Here is a 21,945-nt window from a genome sequence, read left to right on the forward strand (position 1 = left end):
TAGTACGCGCGCTACCATCGTCGCGTGGTGTACCGCGCCTTCCTGCGAATCGTCGACCGGCTTCCGCTCCCCTCGCTGCGCGCGCAGCGGCTGATCGCGTTCGCGGTGATCCTCACCCAGGCCGGGATCTCGGCGACCGGCGCGGTCGTCCGGGTCACCGCCTCCGGGCTCGGCTGCCCGACCTGGCCGCAGTGCTTCCCCGGCAGCTTCACCCCGGTCGGCGTCTCCGAGGTGCCGGTGGTGCACCAGGCGGTGGAGTTCGGCAATCGGCTGCTCACCTTCGCGGTGACGCTCTGCGCCGCGCTGGTGGTGCTCGCCGTGATCCGGGCGCGGCGCAGGCGCTCGGTGCTGGTCTACGCCTGGCTCATGCCGGGCGGCACGGTGCTGCAGGCGGTCATCGGCGGTATCACCGTGCTCACCGGGCTGCTCTGGTGGACCGTGGCGGTGCACCTGCTGGTCTCCATGGTGATGGTGTGGCTCGCGGTGGTGCTGTACGCCGAGATCGGCGAGCCGGACGACGGGGTGCGGGTGGCGCAGGCGCCGAAGCCGCTGCGGCTGCTCACCATCCTGAGCGGGGTCGCGCTGGCCGGGGTACTGGTCGCGGGCACGCTGGTGACCGGGGCCGGGCCGCACGCGGGTGACAAGAGCATCGAGCGGCCGGTGCAGCGGTTGCAGGTGGAGATCGTGACGCTGGTGCACCTGCACGCGCAGCTGCTCGTGGCGTACCTGGCGCTGCTGGTCGGGCTCGGCTTCGGGCTGTTCGCGGTCGGCATCACCCGCGCGGTGCGGACCCGGCTCTTCGTGCTGATCGGGCTGGTCTGCGCGCAGGCGCTGGTCGGGCTGGTGCAGTACTTCACCGATGTGCCCGCGGCGCTGGTCGCCGTGCACGTCGGCGGCGCCGCCGCCTGCACCGCCGCCACCGCCGCGCTCTGGGCCGCGCTGCACCGCCGCGAGCGGGTCCCGGCCGAACACCCCGCGCCCGCCGCCGCCTGACCGTCCGTCGAGCAGGCCGAGCCCGGGGTCTCGGTTCGGGCAGAAATCAGTCGAACGGCGCTTGCGCCGGGTGATATAGGCAGCGACGCGAGCGCGCGTTCTCTCGGTACCCGGCAAGCCCCGGCGACCGGCGGGCGCCCGGGAACGCACCGCCGCGACCTGCGCGGCATCCATTGCGCCCGATGCCGGGCAACCCCCGGGCGCACCAGGGACTTTCGGCCCTGCTTCGGGGTCCCTCGGCCCGATGACGCCGGGACCCCGCGCTGCCAAGGTGGAGCGATTAGTTCGGACGTCCCCGGGGAGGACAACCATGCCAACGGCCCAGCAGTCGATCGTCGTCGGGATCGACGGCACCGCACCGGCGCTCGCGGCGGCCCGCTGGGCCGCGGCACTGGCCGCGCGGCGCGGGGCGCCGCTCATCCTGGTGAGCGTGATCGCGGTGCCGGACACCAGGATCGTGGCACCGCGCTGGGCCGACGCCGACCTCCGCGACCTGCTCCGCGCCGAGGGGCGGCGCGCGGTGCGGCAGGCGGCCGCCGTGGTCCAGGCGGACCGGCCCGGCGTGGAGCCGACCCAGCTCGTCCTGGACGGCGACCCGGCGGCCGAGCTGCTGGTCGCCGCGGAATCCGCGCGGCTGCTGGTGGTCGCGGCGGGCGGCGCGAGCCCGCTGCGCACGCTGCTGCTCGGCTCGACCGCGCTGCGGGTGGCGGACAAGGCGCTGTGCCCGGTCGCGGTCTGGCGCGGCGACCCGGAGGCCCCGCTCCCCGGCCGCGGGCCGGTGCTGGCCGGGGTGGACGGCAGCCCCTGCGGGGACGTCGCGCTGGAACACGCCTTCGACCTCGCCTCGCTGCTCGGCACCGACCTGGTCGCGCTGCACGCCTGGAACGACCCCGACCTGCTGCGCTGGTCCGCCGCCCCGGACGACGAGCAGGCGCTCGCCGAGCGCGAGGCGGAGCTGCTCGGCGAGCGCCTGGCCGGCTGGCCGGAGAAGTACCCCGACGTCACCGTCACCCGGGTGGTCCGGAAATCCCCCGCCGCCTCCGCCCTGCTCGCCGCCGCGGAGTCGGCGAGCCTGGTCGTGGCCGGGACGCACGGCCGGAATCGCCTCGTGCGCACCATGATCGGCTCCACCAGCCAGAACCTGCTGCACCACGCCCCCTGCCCGGTGGTGCTGTGCCGGCTCCCCGCCTGACCCGCTCCGAGCCGGGCTCAGCGCTCGTTGCGCGCCTTGGGGAACCTGGTCTGCTTGGCGACCCAGCCAGCCATCTTGGCGTAGTGCCCCCGCCGCGGGGTGGCCGCGGAGCTCAGCTCGCGGTCCCACTCCTCGGCGGCGGTGAGCCCCTCGACCCGCTCGACCAGGGCCGCGGCGGCGGCGTGGCTGCCGACGACCCGGTCGCCGAGCACCCCGTCGCCGCCGACCAGCGTCACCCGGACGCCCTCGGTCCCCAGCGATTGCAGCACCGCGGTGGCCGAACCCCCGTGCTCGGCGACGAACGCCCTTACCGACTTGACGATCCCGTCCGGCAGCTTCGCCGGCGCCTCGGTCGCTTGCGCACTCATATCGGGGATCTTACCCGCGGGTAGCCCGGTGCCAACCGCGCGCGGGTGTAGAACTGGAACACATGCGTGCCATCCAGGTAGTCGAGAACGGCGGTCCCGAAGTCCTGCGTCACGTCGACCTTCCCGATCCGGAGCCGGGCCCCGGCGAGCTGCTGGTGCGGACCGCGGCGATCGGGGTCAACTTCATCGATACCTACATCCGCACCGGCCGCTACCCCGTGACGCTGCCGTACGTGCCCGGCGCCGAGGGCACCGGCGAGGTCGTCGCGGTGGGCGACGACGTCACCGAGTTCGCCGAGGGCGACACCGTGGCCTGGGCCGACGCGCCGGGCAGCTACGCCGAGCTGGCCCGGGTTCCGGCGGCGAAGGCGATCGGCGTCCCGGCCGGGGTGGAGCCCGCGGTGGCCGCCTCCGCGCTGCTCCAGGGCATGACCGCGCACTACCTGCTGACCTCGGTCTACGAGCCGAAGGTCGGCGAGACCGTGCTGGTGCACGCCGGTGCGGGCGGCGTCGGGCTGATCCTGACCCAGCTCGCGGTGGCCAGGGGCGTCCGGGTGATCAGCACCGTGTCCACCGACGCCAAGGAGGCGCTGTCCCGCGAGGCGGGCGCCACCGAGGTACTGCGCTACGCCCCCGACCTGGCCGAGCAGGTCCGCGGGCTGACCGGCGGCGAGGGCGTGGCCGCGGTCTACGACGGCGTCGGCGCAGACACCTTCGAGGCGAGCCTGGCCGCGCTGCGGATCCGCGGCACGCTGGCGCTCTTCGGCGCCGCGAGCGGCCCGGTCCCCCCGTTCGACCTGCAGCGGCTGAACCCGGCGGGCTCGCTCTTCGTCACCCGCCCGACGCTGGCGCACTACACCCGCGACCGCTCCGAGCTGCTCTGGCGCGCGGGCGACGTCCTGGAGGCCATCGCCGACGGCTCGCTCGCCGTGCGGGTCGGCGCGACCTACCCGCTGGCCGAGGCCGAGCGCGCGCACCGCGATCTGGAGGGCCGGAAGACCACCGGCTCGATCGTGCTGACGCCCTAGAAGAGGCTGCCGATGGTGTCCCAGCCGAGCACCGAGTCCACCGCGAGCCCGCAGAAGACCACAGCGAGGTAGTTGTTCGACTGCAGGAAGAGCCGCAGCGGCTTGACCGACTCGCCGCGCCGCACCCCGGCGTAGAGCTGGTGCGCCATGAGCAGGAACCAGGCCCCGGCCACCAGCGCCACCGCCGCGTAGATCACGCCGGTGGCCGGGACCAGCGCCAGCGTGGCGAGCACGGTGAGCCAGGTGTAGATCACGATCTGCTTGGTGACGACCCGCTCGGTGGCGACCACCGGCAGCATCGGCACCCCGGCCGCGCGGTAGTCCTCCTTGTACCGCATGGCCAGCGCCCAGGTGTGCGGCGGCGTCCAGAAGAAGATCACGGCGAAGAGCGCGAGCGCGGGCCAGCCGATGCCGCCGGTCACCGCGGACCAGCCGACCAGCGCGGGCATGCACCCGGCCGCGCCGCCCCAGACCACGTTCTGCGCGGTGCGGCGCTTGAGCCCGAGGGTGTAGACGAAGACGTAGAACAGGATCGTCGCCACCACCAGCGCGCCGCTGAGCAGGTTGGCCTGCCACCAGAGCCAGGCGAAGGAGCCGATGCCGAGCAGCACGCCGAAGACGAAGGCGTTCCTGGTCGGCACCGCGTCCCTGGCCAGCGGGCGCTTGGCGGTGCGCTTCATGACCTTGTCGATATCGGCGTCGGCCACGCAGTTCAGCGTGTTGGCGCTGGCCGCCCCCATCCAGCCGCCGAAGAGCGTGACCAGGATGAGCCGGATGTCGACGGTGCCGCGGTCGGCGAGCAGCATGGTCGGGATGGTCGCGACCAGCAGCAGCTCGATCACCCGCGGCTTGGTCAGCGCGATGTAGGCGAGCACCCGGCGCATCGCGCGCGAGGGGAAGCCGGTCCCGGAGAAGCGGTCGACCAGCGTGGTGCCGGAGGAGCCGTGCGCACCAAGGTCGTCCTGTCGTGGATCGATCGGCACTGTTTCTCCTCGCACGCTGTGCATCGCCTCCGGTCGGCTACTACTACAGAGGATGGTAGACCCCCGACACCCCAGGGCTAACGGGGGCGGTGGCCCCGGGCACCTCTAGGGTGGGCTGCACACCCCGCCGTCGACGAAACCATTACAGGAGAACCTCCGTCGTGTCAGTCACAGACGACATCCGCGCGCTCACTCAGCCGAACCACCCGGACGACTGGACGGACCTGGACACCAAGGCCGTCGACACCGTCCGCGTCCTCGCCGCCGACGCGGTACAGAACGCGGGCAACGGCCACCCGGGCACCGCCATGAGCCTGGCGCCGCTCGCGTACACCCTCTTCCAGCGCACCCTGCGGCACGACCCGTCCGACCCGGAGTGGGTGGGGCGCGACCGCTTCGTGCTGTCCTGCGGGCACTCCAGCCTGACCCTCTACATCCAGCTCTACCTGGCCGGGTTCGGCCTGGAGCTGGAGGACCTGAAGAACCTGCGCAAGTGGGGCTCGCTGACCCCCGGCCACCCGGAGTACCGGCACACCAAGGGCGTCGAGATCACCACCGGCCCGCTGGGCCAGGGGCTGGCCTCCGCCGTCGGCATGGCCATGGCCGCCCGCCGCGAGCGCGGCCTCCTCGACCCGGACGCCGCGCCGGGCGAGAGCCCGTTCGACCACCACATCTACGTGATCGCCTCGGACGGCGACATGGAGGAGGGCGTCACCGCGGAGGCGTCGTCGCTCGCCGGCACCCAGCAGCTCGGCAACCTGACGCTGATCTACGACGACAACAAGATCTCCATCGAGGACGACACCACCATCGCCTTCACCGAGGACGTCGCCAAGCGCTACGAGGCGTACGGCTGGCACGTGCAGGAGGTGAACGGCGGCGAGGACGTCGTCGCCATCGAGGCGGCGCTGGCGGCGGCGAAGGCCGAGACCGCGCGCCCCTCGATCATCGTGCTGCGCACCATCATCGGCTTCCCCGCGCCGAACAAGATGAACACCGGCTCCTCGCACGGCGCCGCGCTCGGCGCCGACGAGGTGGCCGCCACCAAGCGCGCGCTCGGCTTCGACCCGGAGCAGACCTTCGAGGTGGCCCCCGAGGTCATCGCGCACACCCGCAAGGCCGCCGAGCGCGGCGCCAGGGCGCACGCCGACTGGACCATCGAGTTCGACGCGTGGGCGCAGCGCTCGCCCGAGGGCAAGAAGCTCTTCGACCGGCTCTTCAACGGCGAGCTGCCGGACGGCTGGGCCGACGGGCTGCCGACCTGGGAGCCGGACGCCAAGGGGCTCGCCACCCGCAAGGCCTCGGCCAAGGTGCTGGCCGCGCTCGGCCCGGTGCTGCCCGAGCTCTGGGGCGGCTCGGCCGACCTGGCGGAATCCAACAACACCACCATCCCGGACTCGGCCAGCTTCGGCCCCGAGGAGATCAGCACCGGGATGTGGAAGGCCGACCCGTACGGCCGCACGCTGCACTTCGGCGTCCGCGAGCACGCCATGGGCGCGATCCTGAACGGCATCGTGCTGCACGGCCCGACCCGCCCGTACGGCGGCACCTTCCTGGTGTTCAGCGACTACATGCGCCCGGCGGTGCGGCTGGCCGCCATCATGCGGGCGCCCACCACCTACGTGTGGACACACGACTCCATCGGCCTCGGCGAGGACGGCCCGACGCACCAGCCGATCGAGCACCTCGCGGTGCTGCGCGCCATCCCCGGGCTGAACGTGGTGCGCCCCGGCGACGCCAACGAGACCGCCTTCGCCTGGCGCTCGGTGCTGGAGAAGCACAGCGGCAAGCACAACTCGCCGTTCGTCTCGCACGAGCGGGCCGGGCTCGGCGGCCCCGCCGCGCTGGCGCTGACCAGGCAGGACCTGCCGGTGCTCGAGGGCACCAGCTACGAGGGCGTGAGCAAGGGCGGGTACATCCTGGCCGAGGCGTCGGGCGGCACCCCGCAGGTGATCCTGATCGCCACCGGCTCCGAGCTCCAGCTCGCCGTCGCCGCCCGCACTACGCTGGAGGAGCAGGGCATCGCGACCCGGGTGGTCTCGATGCCGTGTGTGGAGTGGTTCGACGCGCAGGACAAGGCCTACCGTGACGAGGTGCTGCCCCCCGGCGCCACCGCCAGGGTGGTCGTCGAGGCCGGGATCGCGATGCCGTGGCACCGGTTCGCCGGTGACGCGGGCGAGATCGTGTCGATCGAGCACTTCGGCGCCTCCGCCGACTACAAGACCCTGTTCCGCGAATTCGGTTTCACCCCCGAAGCCGTCGTCGACGCCGCACGACGCACGCTCGAGAACGTGAAGGGATAAGCGCTCATGGCACAGAACCAGAATCTCACCGCGCTGAGCGAGGCGGGTGTCTCGGTCTGGCTCGACGACCTCTCGCGGGACCGCATCCGCTCCGGCAACCTGGCCGAGCTGATCGCGACCCGCGGCGTGGTCGGGGTCACCACCAACCCGACCATCTTCCAGCAGGCGCTGAGCAAGGGCGACGCCTACAACGACCAGGTGCGCGAGCTCACCGAGCAGCGCGCCGACGCGGACGCCGCCATCCGCACCATCACCACCGACGACGTGCGCGCCGCGTGCGACGTCTTCGCCCCGGTCTTCGAGCAGTCCGGCGGGGTGGACGGCCGGGTCTCCATCGAGGTCGACCCGCGGCTCGCCTTCGACGCGGACAAGACCGCCGCGCAGGCCGTCGAGCTGTGGAAGATCGTGGACCGGCCCAACCTGTTCATCAAGATCCCGGCCACCGAGGCGGGGCTGCCCGCCATCACCGCGGTGATCGGCGAGGGCATCAGCGTCAATGTGACGCTGATCTTCTCGGTGCAGCGGTACCGGGCCGTCATGGGCGCGTACCTGGACGGGCTGCGCCGGGCCCGCACCGCCGGGCACGACCTGGCGAAGATCCACTCGGTGGCCTCGTTCTTCGTGTCGCGGGTGGACTCCGAGATCGACAAGCGGCTGGAGGCGATCGGCACCGACGAGGCGCTGGCGCTGCGCGGCAAGGCCGCCCTCGCGAACGCGCGGCTGGCCTACGCCGAGTACGAGTCGGTCTTCAACGGCGGCAGCCACGGCTCCACCTACGACCAGCTGGCCTCGGCGGGCGCGAACCGGCAGCGCCCGCTCTGGGCCTCCACCGGCGTGAAGAACAAGGACTACCCGGACACCCTCTACGTCACCGAGCTGGTGGCGCCGAATACCGTGAACACGCTGCCCGAGGCCACCCTGCAGGCGGTCGCGGACCACGGCGAGATCCGCGGTGACACGGTGACCGGCACGGCGGCGCAGGCGGCCGAGGTCTTCGAGCAGCTCGCCGCCGCCGGCGTCGACCTGGACGACGTCTTCGCGGTGCTGGAGCGCGAGGGCGTGGACAAGTTCGAGAAGTCGTGGGAGGAGCTGCTCTCCGCGACCGCCGCCGAGCTCGGCGCGGCGGAGCACGGAGACCGCTGACCCGATGGCCGGCACAGTGCACGAGTGGACGAACCCGCTGCGTGACGAGCGGGACAAGCGCGTACCCCGGATCGCCGGGCCGTGCAGCATGGTGATCTTCGGCGTGACCGGGGATCTCTCCCGGAAGAAGCTGATGCCGGCCATCTACGACCTGGCGAACCGGGGGCTGCTTCCCCCCGGTTTCGCCCTGGTCGGGTTCGCCCGGCGCGACTACGCCGACGAGGATTTCGCCCAGGTGGTGCTGGAGGCGGTGAAGGCGCACGCCCGCACCCCGTTCCGCCAGGAGGTCTGGGACCATCTGGCCGAGGGCATCCGGTTCGTGCAGGGCACCTTCGAGGAGGACGCGGCCTTCGCCCAGCTCGCCGATACCCTGGCCACGCTGGACAAGGATCGCGGCACCGGCGGCAACCACGCCTTCTACCTCTCCATCCCGCCGAACATGTTCCCGGTGGTGCTGGACAAGCTCTCCGCGCACGACCTGGCGCAGCCGCAGCAGACCGACGCCGAGGGGCGCAGGCCCTGGCGCCGGGTGGTGATCGAGAAGCCCTTCGGCCACGACCTGGAGAGCGCCGTCGAGCTGAACGCCCTGGTGAACCGGGTCTTCCCGGAGGAGACGGTTTTCCGGATCGACCACTACCTGGGCAAGGAGACGGTGCAGAACCTGCTGGCGCTGCGCTTCGCCAACCAGCTCTTCGACCCGATCTGGAACGCCAACTACGTCGACCACGTCCAGATCACCATGGCCGAGGACATCGGGCTGGGCGGCCGGGCCGGGTACTACGACGGCATCGGCGCGGCCCGCGACGTCATCCAGAACCACCTGCTGCAGCTGCTCGCGCTCACCGCCATGGAGGAGCCGATCAGCTTCCAGCCGCGGCAGCTGCAGACCGAGAAGATCAAGGTGCTCTCGGCGACCAAGCTGGTCGAGCCGCTGGACGCGACCACCGCGCGCGGCCAGTACGCCGAGGGCTGGCAGGGCGGCGAGCACGTGGTCGGGCTGCTCGACGAGGAGGGCTTCGACCCCGAGTCGCGCACCGAGACCTACGCCGCCATCACGCTGGAGGTGGATACCCGCCGCTGGGCGGGCGTCCCCTTCTACCTGCGCACCGGCAAGCGGCTCGGGCGCCGGGTCACCGAGATCGCGGTGATCTTCAAGCGCGCCCCGCACCTGCCCTTCGACCAGACCATGACCGAGGAGCTCGGGCAGAACGCGCTGGTCATCCGGGTGCAGCCGGACGAGGGGATCACCATGCGGTTCGGCTCCAAGGTGCCGGGCTCCAGCATGGAGGTGCGCGACGTGAACATGGACTTCAGCTACGGCTCCGCCTTCACCGAGTCCTCGCCGGAGGCCTACGAGCGGCTCATCCTGGATGTGCTGCTCGGCGAGCCGTCGCTCTTCCCGGTGAACGCGGAGGTCGAGCTCTCCTGGCGGATCCTCGATCCGGTGATCGAGCACTGGGCGGCCGAGGGCAGGCCGCAACCCTACGAGTCCGGCACCTGGGGCCCGGAGTCGGCGGACGAGATGCTGGCCCGCACCGGCCGGGAATGGCGGCGACCGTGATCATCGACATGCCGGAGACGACGACCGGCGACGTGACCAAGCGGCTGGTGAAGCTGCGCGAGTCCAATGGCGTCATCACCCAGGGCCGGGTGCTGACCCTGGTGGTCTGCACGCTCGACAGCTCCGAGGCCGAGGACGCCATCGACGCCGCCAACGACGCCAGCCGGGAACACCCCTGCCGGGTCGTGGTGCTTGCCCGCGGCGACCGCGAGGCGCCGACCAAGCTGGACGCCCAGATCCGGGTCGGCGGCGACGCCGGCGCCGCCGAGGTGATCGTGCTGCGGCTGCAGGGCGACCTGGTGAACCACGAGAGCAGCGTGGTGATCCCGTTCCTGCTGCCGGACACCCCGGTGGTGGCCTGGTGGCCGCGCGGCGCGCCGGAGTTCCCGTCCAAGGACTCGGTCGGGCGGCTGGCCGCCCGGCGGATCACCGACGCCACCTTCGCCCCCGACCCGCTCGAGGCGATCAAGCGGCGGCGCGCCTCCTACGCCAGCGGCGACACCGACCTGGCCTGGAGCCGGATCACCTACTGGCGCGCGCTGCTCGCCGCCGAGCTGGACGAGCCGCCGCACGAGCCGGTGGACTCGGTGGTGGTCTCCGGGCTGCGCGAGGAGCCCGCGCTGGACATGCTGGCCGGCTGGCTCGCCGCCAAGCTGGGCTGCCCGGTGCGGCGCCGCACCGGCGACCTGCGGGTGGAGCTGCACCGGCCGACCGCGTCGATCACCATCGCGCGGCCGCAGACCGGGGTCACCGCCACGCTCTCCCGCACCGGCGACCCGGAGCAGCGGATCGCGCTGGCCCGCCGGGAGACCAGGGACTGCCTGGCCGAGGAGCTGCGCAGGCTGGACCCGGACGAGATCTACGCCGAGGCGCTGGCCGGAATCGAGAGGGTGAGCTATGACGGATAGCGTCCAGGTCGAGCTCGACGCCGACGCGCTGGTCGCGGCGGCCGCCGACCACTTCGTGCGGATCGTGGTGGCGGCGCAGCGCGAACGCGGGTCGGCGTCGGTGGTGCTCACCGGCGGCGGCACCGGGATCGGACTGCTGAAGCTGGTCCGCGAGGCGCCGGGCGAGATCGACTGGGCGAAGCTCGACGTGTTCTGGGGGGACGAGCGGTTCGTGCCCGCCGGTGATCCGGAGCGCAACGAGCTGCAGGCGCGCGAGGCGCTGCTGGACCACGTGCCGGTGGAGCGCGCCCGGGTGCACCCGGTGGCGACCTCGGACGGCGAGTACCCGGACCCGGTCGAGGCGGCCGCCGAGTACGCGGCCGCGGTGCACGCGCACCTGGCCGAGCACGGCGCCTTCGACCTGCACCTGCTCGGCATGGGCGGGGAGGGGCACATCAACTCGCTCTTCCCGCACACCGACGCGGTGCGCGAGCAGCACGATCTGGTGGTCGCGGTGACGGCGTCGCCCAAGCCGCCGCCGGTCCGGGTCACCCTCACCCTGCCCGGCATCCGCCGCGCCAGGAACGTGGTGCTCGTGGTCGGCGGGGCGGCCAAGGCCGACGCCGTAGCCGCCGCACTCGCCGGTGCCGAGCCGGACGAGATCCCCGCCGCGGGCGCGCTCGGCGCCGAATCCACGCTCTGGCTCCTCGACCGGGACGCGGCCGCGAAAATCGGCTGAGGTTCCGGTGCCCACCCTCGCCGCCCAGCTCCGCGACGACCTCGCGGGGGTGGTGGGTGAAGTGGGTGCTGCGCACCCACACCCGCTGGCGGGGGACGCCCCCGCCGACGAGCCGACGCCTGTGGGTGGCACCGCGGCCCTGTCCACCGGCGCCGCTTCAGCCCACGCGACGGCGGGCGCGCACCGGCGCCCGGCGGCGGCCGCGCGCCGACCCGGTGATCCGTCGCTACCGCGACAAGTCGAGGCGGCCGCCGGCGGCCCCGACGTAGGCGACGTGCTGACGGCACTGTTCGAATCGCAGCTGACGAGCAGGCACCTCGACTTCGCGGCGCGGCGGCTGGGGGCGGAGAAGCGGGGGTTCTACAGCATCGGCTCGGCGGGGCACGAGGGCAACGCGGCGCTGGCGGAGGCGACGCGGACGACGGACCCCGCGCTCCTGCACTACCGTTCGGGCGCGTTCTACGTGCACCGCTGCCGCAAGGTGCCGGACCTGGACCCCATCCGGGACGTCCTGCTCGGCGTGGTCGCGGCGAAATCCGAGCCGATCGCGGGCGGCAGGCACAAGGTCTTCGGCCGCGCCGAGGCCGCGATCATCCCGCAGACCTCGACCATCGCCTCGCACCTCCCGAGAGCCGTCGGCCTCGCCTTCGCCCTCAATCGCCCCGGCGCGCACCCGGAGTGGCCCGCCGACGCGCTGGTCCTGTGCACCTTCGGCGACGCCTCCGCCAACCAGTCCACCGCCACCGGCGCCATCAATACCGCCATCCACACCGCCCACCAGAACATCTCGATGCCGATCCTCTTCGTCTGCGAGGACAACGGCATCGGCCTCAGCGTCCCCACCCCGCCCGGCTGGATCCGCACCGCCTACGCCACCCGCCCCGGCCTGCGCTGGTTCGAGGCGGACGGCACCGACCTCGAGGACACCCTCGCCACCGCGAGCACCGCCACCGACTGGGTGCGCGAGCACCGCAAACCCGCGTTCCTCCGGCTGCGCACGGTCCGGCTGCTCGGCCACGCGGGTTCCGACGTCGAGTCCGGCTACCGCTCCCCCGCCCAGATCACCGCCGACGCCGCCCGCGACCCGCTCCTCGCCACCGCCCGCCTCCTCGCCAGCCGCGGCGTCGACGTCCTGGCCCTGCACGACCGCGTGCACGGCGCCGTCACGATGGCGGCAACGGACGTGCTCACCGAGGTACAGCTGGGCTCGGCGGCCGAGGTCGTCGCCCCGCTAGCCCCGGCTCACCCGGACGCCGTCCGCGCGGAGGCCGAACGCACGGCCACAGCGCACGAAACCCCCCTGACCCTCGCGGCGGCGATCAACCACACCCTCGCCGAGGCACTCGCCGCCGACCCCGCCGTCCTGGTGTTCGGCGAGGACGTGGCCCGCAAGGGCGGCGTCTACGGCGTCACCAAGAACCTGCGCACCCGCTTCGGCCCGCGCCGCGTATTCGACACCCTGCTGGACGAGCAGAGCATCCTCGGCACCGCGCTCGGCGCGGCACTGGCGGGCTTCCTCCCGGTCCCGGAGATCCAGTACCTGGCGTACCTGCACAATGCCGCCGACCAGCTGCGCGGCGAGGCCGCCACGCTGCCGTTCTTCTCCCGGGGCCGCTACCGCAACGGCACCGTGGTGCGCGTCGCCGGCTACGGCTACCAGAAGGGGTTCGGCGGCCACTTCCACAATGACAATGCCGTTGCCGCCCTGCGCGATATCCCCGGGCTGGTGCTCGCCTCCCCCGCCCGCGCCGACGATGCCGCCGCGCTGCTGCGCACCTGCCTCGCGGCGGCCAGGGTGGACGGCCGGGTCTGCGTCCTCCTCGAGCCCATCGCGCTCTACCACACCCGCGACCTGCACGAACCCGGCGACGAGGGCTGGCTCGCCGCACCGGATTCCGCGCACGTGCCGATCGGCGGTGCCCGCGAGTACGGCACCGGAGCCGACCTCACCCTGGTCTGCTTCGCCAATACCGTCCCGATGTGCCTGCGGGTGGCGCGCCGGCTCGCCGCCGACGGCATCGGCGCCCGGGTGCTCGATCTTCGCTGGCTCACCCCGCTCCCCGTGGCCGACCTGCTGCGCGCCGCCCGCGCCACCGGCCGGGTCCTGGTCGCCGACGAGACCAGGCGCAGCGGCGGCGTCTCCGAGTCGGTGCTCACCGCGCTGCTCGACGGCGGCTTCACCGGCCGCATGGCCCGGGTCACCAGCGCGGACAGCTTCGTCCCGCTCGGCCCGGCCGCCGCGCACGTCCTGCTCGACGAGGCCACCATCGAGCGCGCGGCCCGCGACCTGCTGTGATCGACACCGCCGAATGCGATTCGGTGGCGACCCTCCGGCAATACAGTTGGGGGAACTCCAGCACCCGTCCACCGAAGGGATCGACCATGGCAACCGCACCGGCAGACACCGCGAACTCGGTACTCGGCGAGGTCCGGCCCGAGCACGGCGTCCCCGCGCGCGATCTGGTGGAGCTGCACTACCAGCGCTCGTTCGCGCAGCCGGTGCTCGCCGTGTGGGCGGCCATCACCGAGCCGCCGCGGGTGGCGAGCTGGCTCGGCACCGTCGAGGATGGCTACCTGACCCCGTTCGACGGCCCGGTGGCGGGCCCGATCGCGGTGTCGGTCGAGCACCGCGAGGCGCCGCACACGCTGACCGTGCTGCTCGACGGCTCCGCGCTGGAGGTGCGGCTGCGGCACGTCGGCGTGGTCACCACCGTCGAGCTGAGCCGCAGGCACGTGGGCCACGAGGAGGCGCGCGAGCTCGGCCCGCGCTGGCAGTTCCTGCTCGACCGGCTCTGCGCGCACCTGGAGGAGCGCGAGCTCCCGCGCTGGGAGCCGTACGCCGCGCTCGCCGACGAGTACCGCTAGAGCTCGGCCAGGTAGCGCAGCAGCAGCGCGTTCACCTCGGCGGTGCGCTCCAGCTGCACCAGGTGCCCGGCCCCGGCGATCTCGTCCGTCCGGCGCAGCCCCGGCACGTGCTTGCGCATGGTGCCGAACGGGTCGCGCCCGCTGAACCCCTCGATATCCGGGTCCTTGTCCCCGTAGAGGAAGTACGTGGGCACGGTGATCGGCTGCCCGGCGAACTCCGCGGTGAGCTCCCAGTTCCGGTCCAGCGCGCGGTACCAGCCGAGCCCGCCGGTGAAGCCGGTGCGGGTGAACTCGGCCGCGAGGGTGTCGAGCTCCCCGGTCGAGAGCCAGCGCCACGGCAGCGGCGGCGCCGCCGGCAGCACGTCCAGGTAGCCGGTGTTCTCCGGCGGGAAGCGCCAGGTGTCGAAGTAGTGGTAGTCGGCGCTGAGCGCGTAGTACACCCGGGCCAGGAAGTCGCGGGGGGCGCTGTTCAGCTCGGCGTCGGCGGGGCCTTCGCGCTGGAAGTACTCCAGGTGCAGGAAGTGCTTGCGGGCGGCCGCGGCCCAGAGCTCGCTCGGCGGCTTCGGCGGCCGGGGCTGGAAGACATTGTTCAGCACGATCAGCCCGCTGATCCGCTCCGGCGCCCGCCAGGCCAGCTCCCAGACCAGCGCGGCGCCGAAATCCAGCCCGGCGAAGACCGCGCGCTCGGCACCGATGTCGTCGAGCAGCGCCAGCAGGTCGCCGATCACCTCGCGGTTCGCGCAGCCGGCCGGCGGGCAGGCGGTGCCGCCCGCGCCGCGCAGGTCGGGCGCGAGCGCGTGGTACCCGGCCGCCGCCAGCGCGGTCAGCTGCCGGTGCCAGATGTAGCCGGTGTGCGGGAAGCCGTGGCAGAAGATCACCGGCGGGCCGGAGCCCGCCTCGGTGACCCGCATGGTGACCTCGCCGGTCGTGAACTCCCGTCGGGTGAGCGCCACGGCCCACTCCCCTCTACTAGAACGTGTTCTCATTCGACGGTAGTGTGCTGCAACCATGAGCGGAACACCCGAGGTGATCGCAGTGGTGACCGGCGCGAGCCGGGGCATCGGCAAGGGCGTGGCCCTGGAGCTGGGGGCGGCGGGCGCGACCGTCTACCTGACCGGCCGCGGCGGCGGGAAAGGGCGCCTGCCGGGGACGCTGGAGGAGACCGCGGCCGAGGTCGGGGCGCTGGGCGGCAGCGGGGTGCCGGTGGTCTGCGATCACCGCGACGACGCGGCGGTGGCCGCGCTCTTCGAGCGGGTGCGCGGCACGCACGGCAGGCTCGACGTGCTGGTCAACAATGTCTACAACTCCCCCGCCGCGGCCAGGCACCTGGGCAGGCCGTTCTGGGAGGTGCCGCCCGCGGCCTGGGACGAGACCTTCGACGTCGGGGTGCGCTCGCACTACGCGGCCGCCTATTACGCCGCCGACCTGCTGCGCGCCGCGGGCGGGTTGATCGCGCAGATCTCCTCGCCCGGCTCGATCCGGTACATGCACAATGCCGTCTACGGGGTCGGCAAGACCGCGGTGGACCGGCTCACCGCGGATCTGGCGCACGACCTCGCGGGGTCGGGGGTGACGGTGGTGTCGCTGTGGCCCGGCATCGTCGACACCGAACTGCTGCAGCTGGTTCCGGCCGACGGCTCGGGCCGGCGGCTGGTGACGCTGCCGGGCGAGGCGACGGTCGACCTGGCGGAGGCGGAGACGCCGCGGTTCGCGGGCCGCGCCGTCGCCGCGCTGGCCGAGGACCCGGCGCGCGCCGAACTCACCGGAAAGGCGTGGCGGGTGGCCGATCTGGCCGAGCGCTACGGCTTCACCGACGTGGACGGGCGGGTGCCGCGCACCGGGTGAGCGCGCGGGTCAGGAGAACTTGATCTCCAGGCCGATGCCGAGAATGGCGATGAGCCAGATGATGCCGGTGAAGATGGTGATGCGGTCGAGGTTCTTCTCGGCGACGGTCGAGCCGGAGAGGCTCGACTGCATACCGCCGCCGAACAGGCTGGACAGGCCTCCACCCTTGGCGCGGTGCAGCAGCACCAGCAGCACCAGCAGCACGCTGGTGACGATCAGGAGGATATCCAGGAACATCCGCATGCCCGTCAGTCTATGGGAGCGCGCGGCATGCTCCGCACCGGGTCAGCGTGGCTCGACCGCGACCAGGTGGGTGATCTGTTCGCCGCCGGTGGCGAAGCGCCGTACCTCCTGTTCGCGCAGTCGGTCCTGCGCGGTCAGCCGCACCTGGTGCTGGTGCATGTGCTCGGCCCAGGAGCGCACCACGAACGCCTCCACGTAGCGGTCGAGCACGCCGACATCGCGGTAGAGCCGCCACTCCATGGCGCCGGTGCGCTGCCGGGAGCGGCCGACGAAGGCCATGGCGGCGAGGAAGCCGTCGCGGTCGCCGGGGTCGACGTCGTAGCTGCTCAGCACCAGCACCGGGCCGTCCGCGGGGTCCGGCTCGACCACCAGCTGCGGCTCCGGCCAGAAGGCGGCCGGGGTGAGGTCGAGCGCCTCGGGGTCGTGCCGGATGGGGAGCCAGAGCGTGCTCACGGCGCACAGCCCGAGCAGCGCGGCCACCGCGATCAGCGTGGCGACGACGCCGTACGCGTTCGCGACCAGCCCCCACACCAGCGAGCCGACGGCCTGCCCGCCCATGAACACCAGCATGTACACGGCGAGCCCGCGGGCCCGCACCCAGGCCGGGAGCAGCAGCTGCATGGTCGCGTTCAGCGTGGACATGGCGAGCAGCCAGGCCAGGCCACCGAAGACCAGCAGCACCAGCACCGGCCAGAGCACCGGGAGCACCGCCACCCCCAGCGTGGCGACGCCGAACAGGACGGCGGCGACCGCGAGCCGGGCGGTGGGGTCGAGCCGGCGCCGCAGCCTGCCGAGCCCGACCGCCCCGGCGACCGCGCCGAGCCCGAGCGCGCCGAGCATCAGGCCGTAGCCGGAGGAGGAGAGCCCGAGCTGATCCGCCGCGACCACCGGGAGCAGCGCCCAGAGCGCGCTGGCCGGGGCGACGAAGAGCAGCGAGCGCATGAGCACCCGCCGGATGGCGGGGGCGGCGCGGATGAAGCGGGTGCCCGCCTGCAGCGCGGCCAGCGGGCGCTCGGTGGGCAGCTGCCGGTCGGTGCGCGGGCGGCGCCACAGGAAGAGCACCGCGACGATGCCGACGAAGGAGGCGGCGTTCAGCGCGAACACCAGCGTCGGGCCGGAGGCGGCCACCAGCACGCCCGCCACCGCGGGGCCGACCGCGCGGCCGATGTTCACGCTCATGCTGCCCAGCGCCGCCGCCGAGGGAATCTGCTCGCGCGGCACCAGCTCCGGCTGGATGGCCTGCCAGGCCGGCGCCGTCATGGCCTGGCCGCAGCCGAGCAGGAAGAGCAGGGTGAGCAGCACGCCCGGGCTGGTGTGGCCGGTCGCCGTGGCGACGGCGAGCACCGCGGCGAGCAGCGCCATCGCCGACTGCGCCGCCAGCAGCAGGTTGCGCCGGTCGAGCAGGTCGGCCAGGACGCCGGAGGGGATGGAGAGCAGCATCACCGGCAGCGTGATCGCCGTCTGCACCAGCGAGACCAGCGTCGCCGCGTTCGGCTCGGACACCAGCGACCACTGCGCGCCCACCGTCTGCATCCAGGTGCCCAGATTCGACACCAGCTGCGCGATCCACAGCGCCCGATACAGCGGTGAGCGCAGGGGCGCCCAGGTGGACACCGGAGCGGTGGCATCAGCAGTACTCACCGAACGACAATATCCAGCGCGACCACTCCGAACCCGCCCACCACGGGTTCGCGCCCGGCTCGCGGTCCGGTGGCCGCGACGCACGCGCCGCAGGCGCAAGTCGCGGCCACCGGACCGCGAGCCCCCGAAGGGCGCGAACCCCGCCGCGCCGAAGGCGTGGCAAACAAACCCTGTGCGACAATCGGCGCATGCCGGCCAACTTGCTGCGTTTCGGCGCGGTTGTGCTGTTCGCCCTGTGTGCCGTCGCCTGTGTCGACGACGGTGACTCCGACTCCCCCGCCCCCGGCGACACCCCGATGGGCCGTACGTTCCTGTCCACGTCCGTCGACGGCACCCCGATCCCCGGCGGCGGCCCGCTGACGCTGCGCTTCGCCGACGGCCGGGTGTCGGCGAATGCCGGGTGCAACACCACCACCGGCCCGGTGAGCTTCGACGGCGACGTGCTGCGGGTGGGCGAACTCGCGGGCACGCTCATGGGCTGCCCCGGCGACCGCGCCGACGCCGACCAGTGGGTGGCCCGGCTGCTCAATGCCACCCCGACCTGGCAGCTCACCGACGGCACGCTCACCCTGCGCGCCGAGGGCCAGACCGTCGAGCTGCTGGACAAGAAGATCGCCCAGCCGGACCGGCCGGTGCGCGACACCACCTGGACGGTGACCGAGCTGCTCACCCCGGAGGCCAGGATCCGCTCCGAGGCCATCGACCAGGCCGCCCCGTCCCTGCGGATCGACCGGGACGGCGCGGTCACCGGCTCGGCGGGCTGCAATCAGCTCACCGGCACCGCGGAGGTGGGCGACGGCGCGGCCACCTTCCGGGTGGCGACCACCAGGATGCTCTGCCCGCCGGCGGTGATGGAGATCGAGCAGTCGGTGCTGCGCGCCCTGGACGGCCACGCCACCCTCACCGTCGACGCCGACCTGCTCACGCTGCGCAACGACAACGGCAGCGGGCTCACCCTGCGCGCCACCTGACCCGGAACGCGCGACGGCCCGGCTCGCCGAGGCGAACCGGGCCGCGCGACCAGCTCAGAGCAGCGGGCCGCCCGCGGCGATCGCGGAGAGCTGCGCGAACTCGTCGCCCTTGAGCGACGCCCCGCCGACCAGCGCACCGTCGACATCGGGCTGCGCGACCAGCTCGCCGACGTTCTTGGCGTTCACCGAGCCGCCGTACAGGATGCGCACCTGCCCGGCGACCTCCGGCGAGGCCAGGGTGTGCAGCTCCTTGCGGATGGCGCCGCACACCTCCTGCGCGTCGGCCGGGGTGGCGACCTTGCCGGTGCCGATGGCCCACACCGGCTCGTAGGCGATCACCACCCGCGCGATCTCCTCGGCCGTGAGCCCCCGCAGCGAGCCCCGCAGCTGCTCCAGGTTGTACTCGACGTGGGTCTGCGCCTCGCGCACGCCGAGCCCCTCGCCGATGCACACGATCGGGGTGATCCCGTGCTTCAGCGCCTGCTTGGCCTTGGCGAGCACGGTGGCGTCGTCCTCGCTGTGGTACTGCCGCCGCTCCGAGTGCCCGACCACCGCGTAGCTGCACCCCAGCTTGGCGAGCATGCCGCCGCTGATCTCCCCGGTGTAGGCGCCGGAGTCGTGCGTCGACACGTCCTGGGCCCCGTAGGTGAGGAGCAGCTTGTCGCCCTCGACCAGGTTCTGCACGCTGCGCAGGTCGGTGAAGGGCGGGATGACCGCCACGTCCACCCGGTCGAAGTACTTCTCCGGGAGCGCGAAGGCGATCTTCTGCACCAGGGTGATGGCCTCGAGGTGGTTGAGGTTCAGCTTCCAGTTGCCCGCGATCAGCGGTTTGCGCGCCATGTCACGCCTCCCCGTCGAGGACGGCGATACCGGGAAGTTCCTTGCCCTCCAGGTACTCCAGCGAGGCCCCGCCACCGGTGGAGATGTGCGAGAAGCCGTCCTCGGGCAGCCCGAGCGCGCGCACGGCCGCGGCCGAGTCGCCACCGCCGACGACGGTGAAGGCGCCCTTGCCGGTGGCGGTGCGGATCGCCTCGGCGACGCCGCGGGTGCCCGCCTCGAACGCCTCGAACTCGAACACGCCCATCGGGCCGTTCCAGAAGATCGTCCGCGCCTCGGTGAGCAGCGCCGCGAAGCGCCGCGCCGACTCGGGGCCGATGTCGAGGCCGCTCCAGCCGTCCGGGATCTGCTCCGCCGGAACGACCTTGGTCTCGGCGTCGGCCGCGAAGCGATCCGCCACCACGATGTCGCGCGGCAGGTGGATCACGTCGGCGTACCGGTCCAGCAGCTCCTTGCAGGTCTCGATCATCTCCTGCTGCAGCAGCGAGGAGCCGACCGGGAAACCCTGCGCGGCGAGGAAGGTGAAGCACATGCCGCCGCCGATGACCAGGGTGTCGACCCGGGGGGCGAGCGCCTCGATCACGGCCAGCTTGTCCGAGACCTTGGAGCCGCCGAGCACCACCGCGTACGGGCGGTCGGCGCCGTCCGCGGAGTCCTCGCCGGTGAGCTTGCGCAGCACCTCGACCTCGGCGGCCACCAGCGTGCCCGCGTAGTGCGGCAGCAGCTTCGCCACGTCGTAGACCGACGCCTGCTCGCGGTGCACGACGCCGAAGCCGTCGGAGACGAACGCGCCGTCCTCGCCGACCAGCTCGACCAGCGCGGCGGCCAGCCTGCCGCGCTCGGCGGCGTCCTTGCTGGTCTCCCGCTTGTCGAAGCGGATGTTCTCCAGCAGCAGCACGTCGCCGTCGGTGAGCCCCTCGGAGCGGGCCAGCGCGTCCTGGCCCACCACGTCACCGGCGAGCTGGACATTGCGGCCCAGCTCCTCGGCGAGCTTCGCGGCGACCGGCGCCAGCGAGAGCTTCGGGTCGGGCTCGCCCTTGGGCCGGCCCAGGTGCGCGGTGACGACCACCTTGGCGCCGGCCTCGACCAGCGCCTTCAGGGTCGGCACCGACGCGATGATCCGGCCGGGATCGGTGATCTGCCCGTCCTCGCCGAGCGGGACGTTGAGGTCGGAGCGCACCAGCACGCCCCTGCCCTCGACGCCGTCGGCGAGGAGATCCCGCAGTGTCCTGACAGCCATGCGGGTCAGAGCGACTTGCCGACGAGGCCGATGAGGTCGGCCAGGCGGTTGGAGTAGCCCCACTCGTTGTCGTACCAGGAGACGACCTTGATCTGGTCGTCGATCGCCTTGGTGAGCGGCGCGTCGAAGATCGAGGAGTGCGGGTCGGTGACGATGTCGCTGGAGACGATCGGGTCGGTGTTGTACTTCAGGATGCCCTTCAGGCGGCCCTCGGCGGCTTCCTTCAGCGCGGCGTTGACCTCGTCCACCGAGGCGGGCTTGGCCAGCTGCGCGGTCAGGTCGGTGACCGAGCCGGTCGGGACCGGGACGCGCAGCGCGTAGCCGTCCAGCTTGCCCTGCAGCTCGGGCAGCACCAGGCCGATGGCCTTCGCGGCGCCGGTGCCGGTGGGCACGATGTTCAGCGCGGCGGCGCGGGCACGGCGCAGGTCGGCGTGCGGCGCGTCCTGCAGGTTCTGGTCCTGGGTGTAGGCGTGGATGGTCGTCATCAGCCCCTTGACGATGCCGAACTCGTCGTGCAGCACCTTGGCCAGCGGGCCGAGGCAGTTGGTGGTGCAGGAGGCGTTCGAGATGATGTTCTGGCTGCCGTCGTACTTGTCGTCGTTGACGCCGAGCACGATGGTGATGTCCTCGCCCTTGGCCGGGGCCGAGATGATGACCTTCTTGGCGCCCGCGGCCAGGTGGCCCTTGGCCTTGGTGGCGTCGGTGAAGATGCCGGTGGACTCGACCACCACGTCCACGCCGAGGTCGCCCCACGGCAGGGCCGACGGGCCCTCCTTGATCGCGAGGGCCTTGATCCGCTGGTCCCCGACGACGATGGTGTCCTCGCCGTCGAGCGACACGTCCTTCGGCAGCCGGCCGAGGATCGAGTCGTACTTCAGCAGCGTGGCCAGGGTCGCATTGTCGGTGAGGTCGTTGACCGCGACGATCTCGATGTCGGTGGTACCCAGCGCCTTCTGCGCCTCCACCGCACGGAAGAAGTTACGTCCGATACGGCCGAAGCCGTTGATGCCTACCCGGACAGTCACGTTATCGCTCCTCAGCTTTCAGGCGGATACTCCGATGCCCTACTCACCCTAGTAGCAGGCCGTGACCTCACCGACATGCAC

20 protein-coding genes are annotated in these 21,945 nt (G+C 72.7%); 12 read left to right on the forward strand and 8 right to left on the reverse strand.

The window, feature by feature from the left end:
- The first annotated feature begins 24 nt into the window (after nucleotides 1–24).
- Both AB0H71_RS22725 and AB0H71_RS22730 read left to right on the forward strand, forming a co-directional pair.
- A complete protein-coding gene (locus AB0H71_RS22725; RefSeq protein ID WP_357024241.1) occupies nucleotides 25–993 on the forward strand; it encodes a heme A synthase in 969 nt (322 codons plus the stop codon).
- 310 nt (nucleotides 994–1,303) lie between these two features.
- Nucleotides 1,304–2,185 (forward strand): universal stress protein, encoded by an 882-nt coding sequence (locus AB0H71_RS22730; RefSeq protein WP_357024244.1) that lies wholly within the window; start codon nucleotides 1,304–1,306, stop codon nucleotides 2,183–2,185.
- 17 nt (nucleotides 2,186–2,202) lie between these two features.
- Here AB0H71_RS22730 and AB0H71_RS22735 read toward each other — a convergent pair whose 3' ends face one another.
- A complete protein-coding gene (locus tag AB0H71_RS22735; RefSeq protein ID WP_357024246.1) occupies nucleotides 2,203–2,553 on the reverse strand; it encodes a hypothetical protein in 351 nt (116 codons plus the stop codon).
- A gap of 62 nt (nucleotides 2,554–2,615) precedes the next feature.
- Between AB0H71_RS22735 and AB0H71_RS22740 the strand changes: the two genes are divergently transcribed.
- On the forward strand, nucleotides 2,616–3,581 hold the full coding sequence (locus AB0H71_RS22740; protein WP_357024249.1) for a quinone oxidoreductase: 966 nt from the start codon (nucleotides 2,616–2,618) through the stop codon (nucleotides 3,579–3,581).
- On the opposite strand, the gene AB0H71_RS22745 is transcribed toward AB0H71_RS22740, so the two are convergent.
- Nucleotides 3,578–4,465, reverse strand: coding sequence for a heme o synthase (locus tag AB0H71_RS22745; protein WP_357024546.1), 888 nt, complete (start codon nucleotides 4,463–4,465; stop codon nucleotides 3,578–3,580). The genes AB0H71_RS22740 and AB0H71_RS22745 overlap by 4 nt on opposite strands.
- A gap of 260 nt (nucleotides 4,466–4,725) precedes the next feature.
- Here AB0H71_RS22745 and tkt point away from each other — a divergent pair, with 260 nt between their 5' ends.
- The 7 genes from tkt (at nucleotide 4,726) to AB0H71_RS22780 (ending at nucleotide 14,062) form a co-directional block, all read left to right on the forward strand.
- Complete coding sequence (tkt, locus tag AB0H71_RS22750; RefSeq protein WP_357024251.1) at nucleotides 4,726–6,867, forward strand: transketolase; 2,142 nt, start codon at nucleotides 4,726–4,728, stop codon at nucleotides 6,865–6,867.
- Nucleotides 6,868–6,873: 6 nt separating this feature from the next.
- Complete coding sequence (gene tal, locus AB0H71_RS22755; protein ID WP_357024254.1) at nucleotides 6,874–8,010, forward strand: transaldolase; 1,137 nt, start codon at nucleotides 6,874–6,876, stop codon at nucleotides 8,008–8,010.
- 4 nt (nucleotides 8,011–8,014) lie between these two features.
- Nucleotides 8,015–9,571 carry a glucose-6-phosphate dehydrogenase gene (gene zwf, locus AB0H71_RS22760; protein WP_357024257.1) on the forward strand — a complete coding sequence of 519 codons (1,557 nt, stop codon included), beginning with the start codon at nucleotides 8,015–8,017 and terminating at the stop codon, nucleotides 9,569–9,571.
- Nucleotides 9,568–10,479: a glucose-6-phosphate dehydrogenase assembly protein OpcA gene (gene opcA / locus AB0H71_RS22765; protein ID WP_357024548.1), complete on the forward strand. Its 912-nt coding sequence runs from the start codon at nucleotides 9,568–9,570 to the stop codon at nucleotides 10,477–10,479. Before zwf ends, opcA begins: the two co-directional genes overlap by 4 nt.
- The gene (gene pgl, locus AB0H71_RS22770) at nucleotides 10,469–11,197 is read left to right on the forward strand and encodes a 6-phosphogluconolactonase (RefSeq protein ID WP_357024260.1); all 729 of its coding nucleotides are present in this window, start codon (nucleotides 10,469–10,471) and stop codon (nucleotides 11,195–11,197) included. The genes opcA and pgl overlap by 11 nt, the downstream gene beginning before the upstream one ends.
- A gap of 274 nt (nucleotides 11,198–11,471) precedes the next feature.
- Nucleotides 11,472–13,493: a thiamine pyrophosphate-dependent enzyme gene (locus tag AB0H71_RS22775; protein WP_357024551.1), complete on the forward strand. Its 2,022-nt coding sequence runs from the start codon at nucleotides 11,472–11,474 to the stop codon at nucleotides 13,491–13,493.
- Between the two features lie 86 nt (nucleotides 13,494–13,579).
- Nucleotides 13,580–14,062, forward strand: coding sequence for a hypothetical protein (locus AB0H71_RS22780; protein WP_357024263.1), 483 nt, complete (start codon nucleotides 13,580–13,582; stop codon nucleotides 14,060–14,062).
- Here AB0H71_RS22780 and AB0H71_RS22785 read toward each other — a convergent pair.
- The gene (locus tag AB0H71_RS22785; RefSeq protein WP_357024266.1) at nucleotides 14,059–15,015 is read right to left on the reverse strand and encodes an alpha/beta hydrolase; all 957 of its coding nucleotides are present in this window, start codon (nucleotides 15,013–15,015) and stop codon (nucleotides 14,059–14,061) included. The two genes, AB0H71_RS22780 and AB0H71_RS22785, sit on opposite strands and share 4 nt — an antisense overlap.
- Nucleotides 15,016–15,070: 55 nt before the next feature.
- On the opposite strand from AB0H71_RS22785, the gene AB0H71_RS22790 reads away from it, so the two are divergent.
- The gene (locus tag AB0H71_RS22790) at nucleotides 15,071–15,907 is read left to right on the forward strand and encodes an SDR family NAD(P)-dependent oxidoreductase (protein WP_357024268.1); all 837 of its coding nucleotides are present in this window, start codon (nucleotides 15,071–15,073) and stop codon (nucleotides 15,905–15,907) included.
- Nucleotides 15,908–15,916: 9 nt separating this feature from the next.
- On the opposite strand, the gene secG is transcribed toward AB0H71_RS22790, so the two are convergent.
- Together secG and AB0H71_RS22800 are read right to left on the reverse strand one after the other, a co-directional pair.
- Nucleotides 15,917–16,150 carry a preprotein translocase subunit SecG gene (secG, locus tag AB0H71_RS22795; RefSeq protein ID WP_067657074.1) on the reverse strand — a complete coding sequence of 78 codons (234 nt, stop codon included), beginning with the start codon at nucleotides 16,148–16,150 and terminating at the stop codon, nucleotides 15,917–15,919.
- A 42-nt stretch (nucleotides 16,151–16,192) separates the two neighbouring features.
- Nucleotides 16,193–17,791 carry an MFS transporter gene (locus tag AB0H71_RS22800; RefSeq protein ID WP_357024271.1) on the reverse strand — a complete coding sequence of 533 codons (1,599 nt, stop codon included), beginning with the start codon at nucleotides 17,789–17,791 and terminating at the stop codon, nucleotides 16,193–16,195.
- A 188-nt stretch (nucleotides 17,792–17,979) separates the two neighbouring features.
- Between AB0H71_RS22800 and AB0H71_RS22805 the strand changes: the two genes are divergently transcribed.
- The gene (locus AB0H71_RS22805) at nucleotides 17,980–18,762 is read left to right on the forward strand and encodes an META domain-containing protein (RefSeq protein ID WP_357024274.1); all 783 of its coding nucleotides are present in this window, start codon (nucleotides 17,980–17,982) and stop codon (nucleotides 18,760–18,762) included.
- Nucleotides 18,763–18,816: 54 nt separating this feature from the next.
- Here the strand turns inward: AB0H71_RS22805 and tpiA are convergent, their stop codons facing one another.
- From tpiA to gap, 3 genes are read right to left on the reverse strand one after another with little or no spacing between them, the layout of a single operon-like run.
- Nucleotides 18,817–19,602, reverse strand: a complete 786-nt coding sequence (gene tpiA, locus AB0H71_RS22810; protein ID WP_357024277.1) for a triose-phosphate isomerase — start codon at nucleotides 19,600–19,602, stop codon at nucleotides 18,817–18,819.
- Between the two features lies 1 nt (nucleotide 19,603).
- Nucleotides 19,604–20,839, reverse strand: a complete 1,236-nt coding sequence (locus AB0H71_RS22815; RefSeq protein ID WP_357024279.1) for a phosphoglycerate kinase — start codon at nucleotides 20,837–20,839, stop codon at nucleotides 19,604–19,606.
- Between the two features lie 5 nt (nucleotides 20,840–20,844).
- Complete coding sequence (gene gap / locus AB0H71_RS22820; protein WP_357024282.1) at nucleotides 20,845–21,864, reverse strand: type I glyceraldehyde-3-phosphate dehydrogenase; 1,020 nt, start codon at nucleotides 21,862–21,864, stop codon at nucleotides 20,845–20,847.
- Between the last annotated feature and the right edge of the window lie 81 nt (nucleotides 21,865–21,945).

The sequence above is a fragment of the Nocardia sp. NPDC050697 genome, assembly GCF_040654395.1.
GTDB lineage: Bacteria > Actinomycetota > Actinomycetes > Mycobacteriales > Mycobacteriaceae > Nocardia.

Excerpts from the sequence above, each read along its gene's own strand:
- AB0H71_RS22730 (WP_357024244.1), top strand. The coding sequence starts at position 1,304 with ATGCCAACGGCCCAGCAGTCGATCGTCGTCGGGATCGACGGCACCGCA.
- AB0H71_RS22735 (WP_357024246.1), bottom strand. The coding sequence starts at position 2,553 with ATGAGTGCGCAAGCGACCGAGGCGCCGGCGAAGCTGCCGGACGGGATC.
- AB0H71_RS22740 (WP_357024249.1), top strand. The coding sequence starts at position 2,616 with ATGCGTGCCATCCAGGTAGTCGAGAACGGCGGTCCCGAAGTCCTGCGT.
- AB0H71_RS22745 (WP_357024546.1), bottom strand. The coding sequence starts at position 4,465 with ATGCGCCGGGTGCTCGCCTACATCGCGCTGACCAAGCCGCGGGTGATC.
- tal (WP_357024254.1), top strand. The coding sequence starts at position 6,874 with ATGGCACAGAACCAGAATCTCACCGCGCTGAGCGAGGCGGGTGTCTCG.
- zwf (WP_357024257.1), top strand. The coding sequence starts at position 8,015 with ATGGCCGGCACAGTGCACGAGTGGACGAACCCGCTGCGTGACGAGCGG.
- pgl (WP_357024260.1), top strand. The coding sequence starts at position 10,469 with ATGACGGATAGCGTCCAGGTCGAGCTCGACGCCGACGCGCTGGTCGCG.
- AB0H71_RS22780 (WP_357024263.1), top strand. The coding sequence starts at position 13,580 with ATGGCAACCGCACCGGCAGACACCGCGAACTCGGTACTCGGCGAGGTC.
- AB0H71_RS22790 (WP_357024268.1), top strand. The coding sequence starts at position 15,071 with ATGAGCGGAACACCCGAGGTGATCGCAGTGGTGACCGGCGCGAGCCGG.
- secG (WP_067657074.1), bottom strand. The coding sequence starts at position 16,150 with ATGCGGATGTTCCTGGATATCCTCCTGATCGTCACCAGCGTGCTGCTG.
- AB0H71_RS22805 (WP_357024274.1), top strand. The coding sequence starts at position 17,980 with ATGCCGGCCAACTTGCTGCGTTTCGGCGCGGTTGTGCTGTTCGCCCTG.
- tpiA (WP_357024277.1), bottom strand. The coding sequence starts at position 19,602 with ATGGCGCGCAAACCGCTGATCGCGGGCAACTGGAAGCTGAACCTCAAC.
- AB0H71_RS22815 (WP_357024279.1), bottom strand. The coding sequence starts at position 20,839 with ATGGCTGTCAGGACACTGCGGGATCTCCTCGCCGACGGCGTCGAGGGC.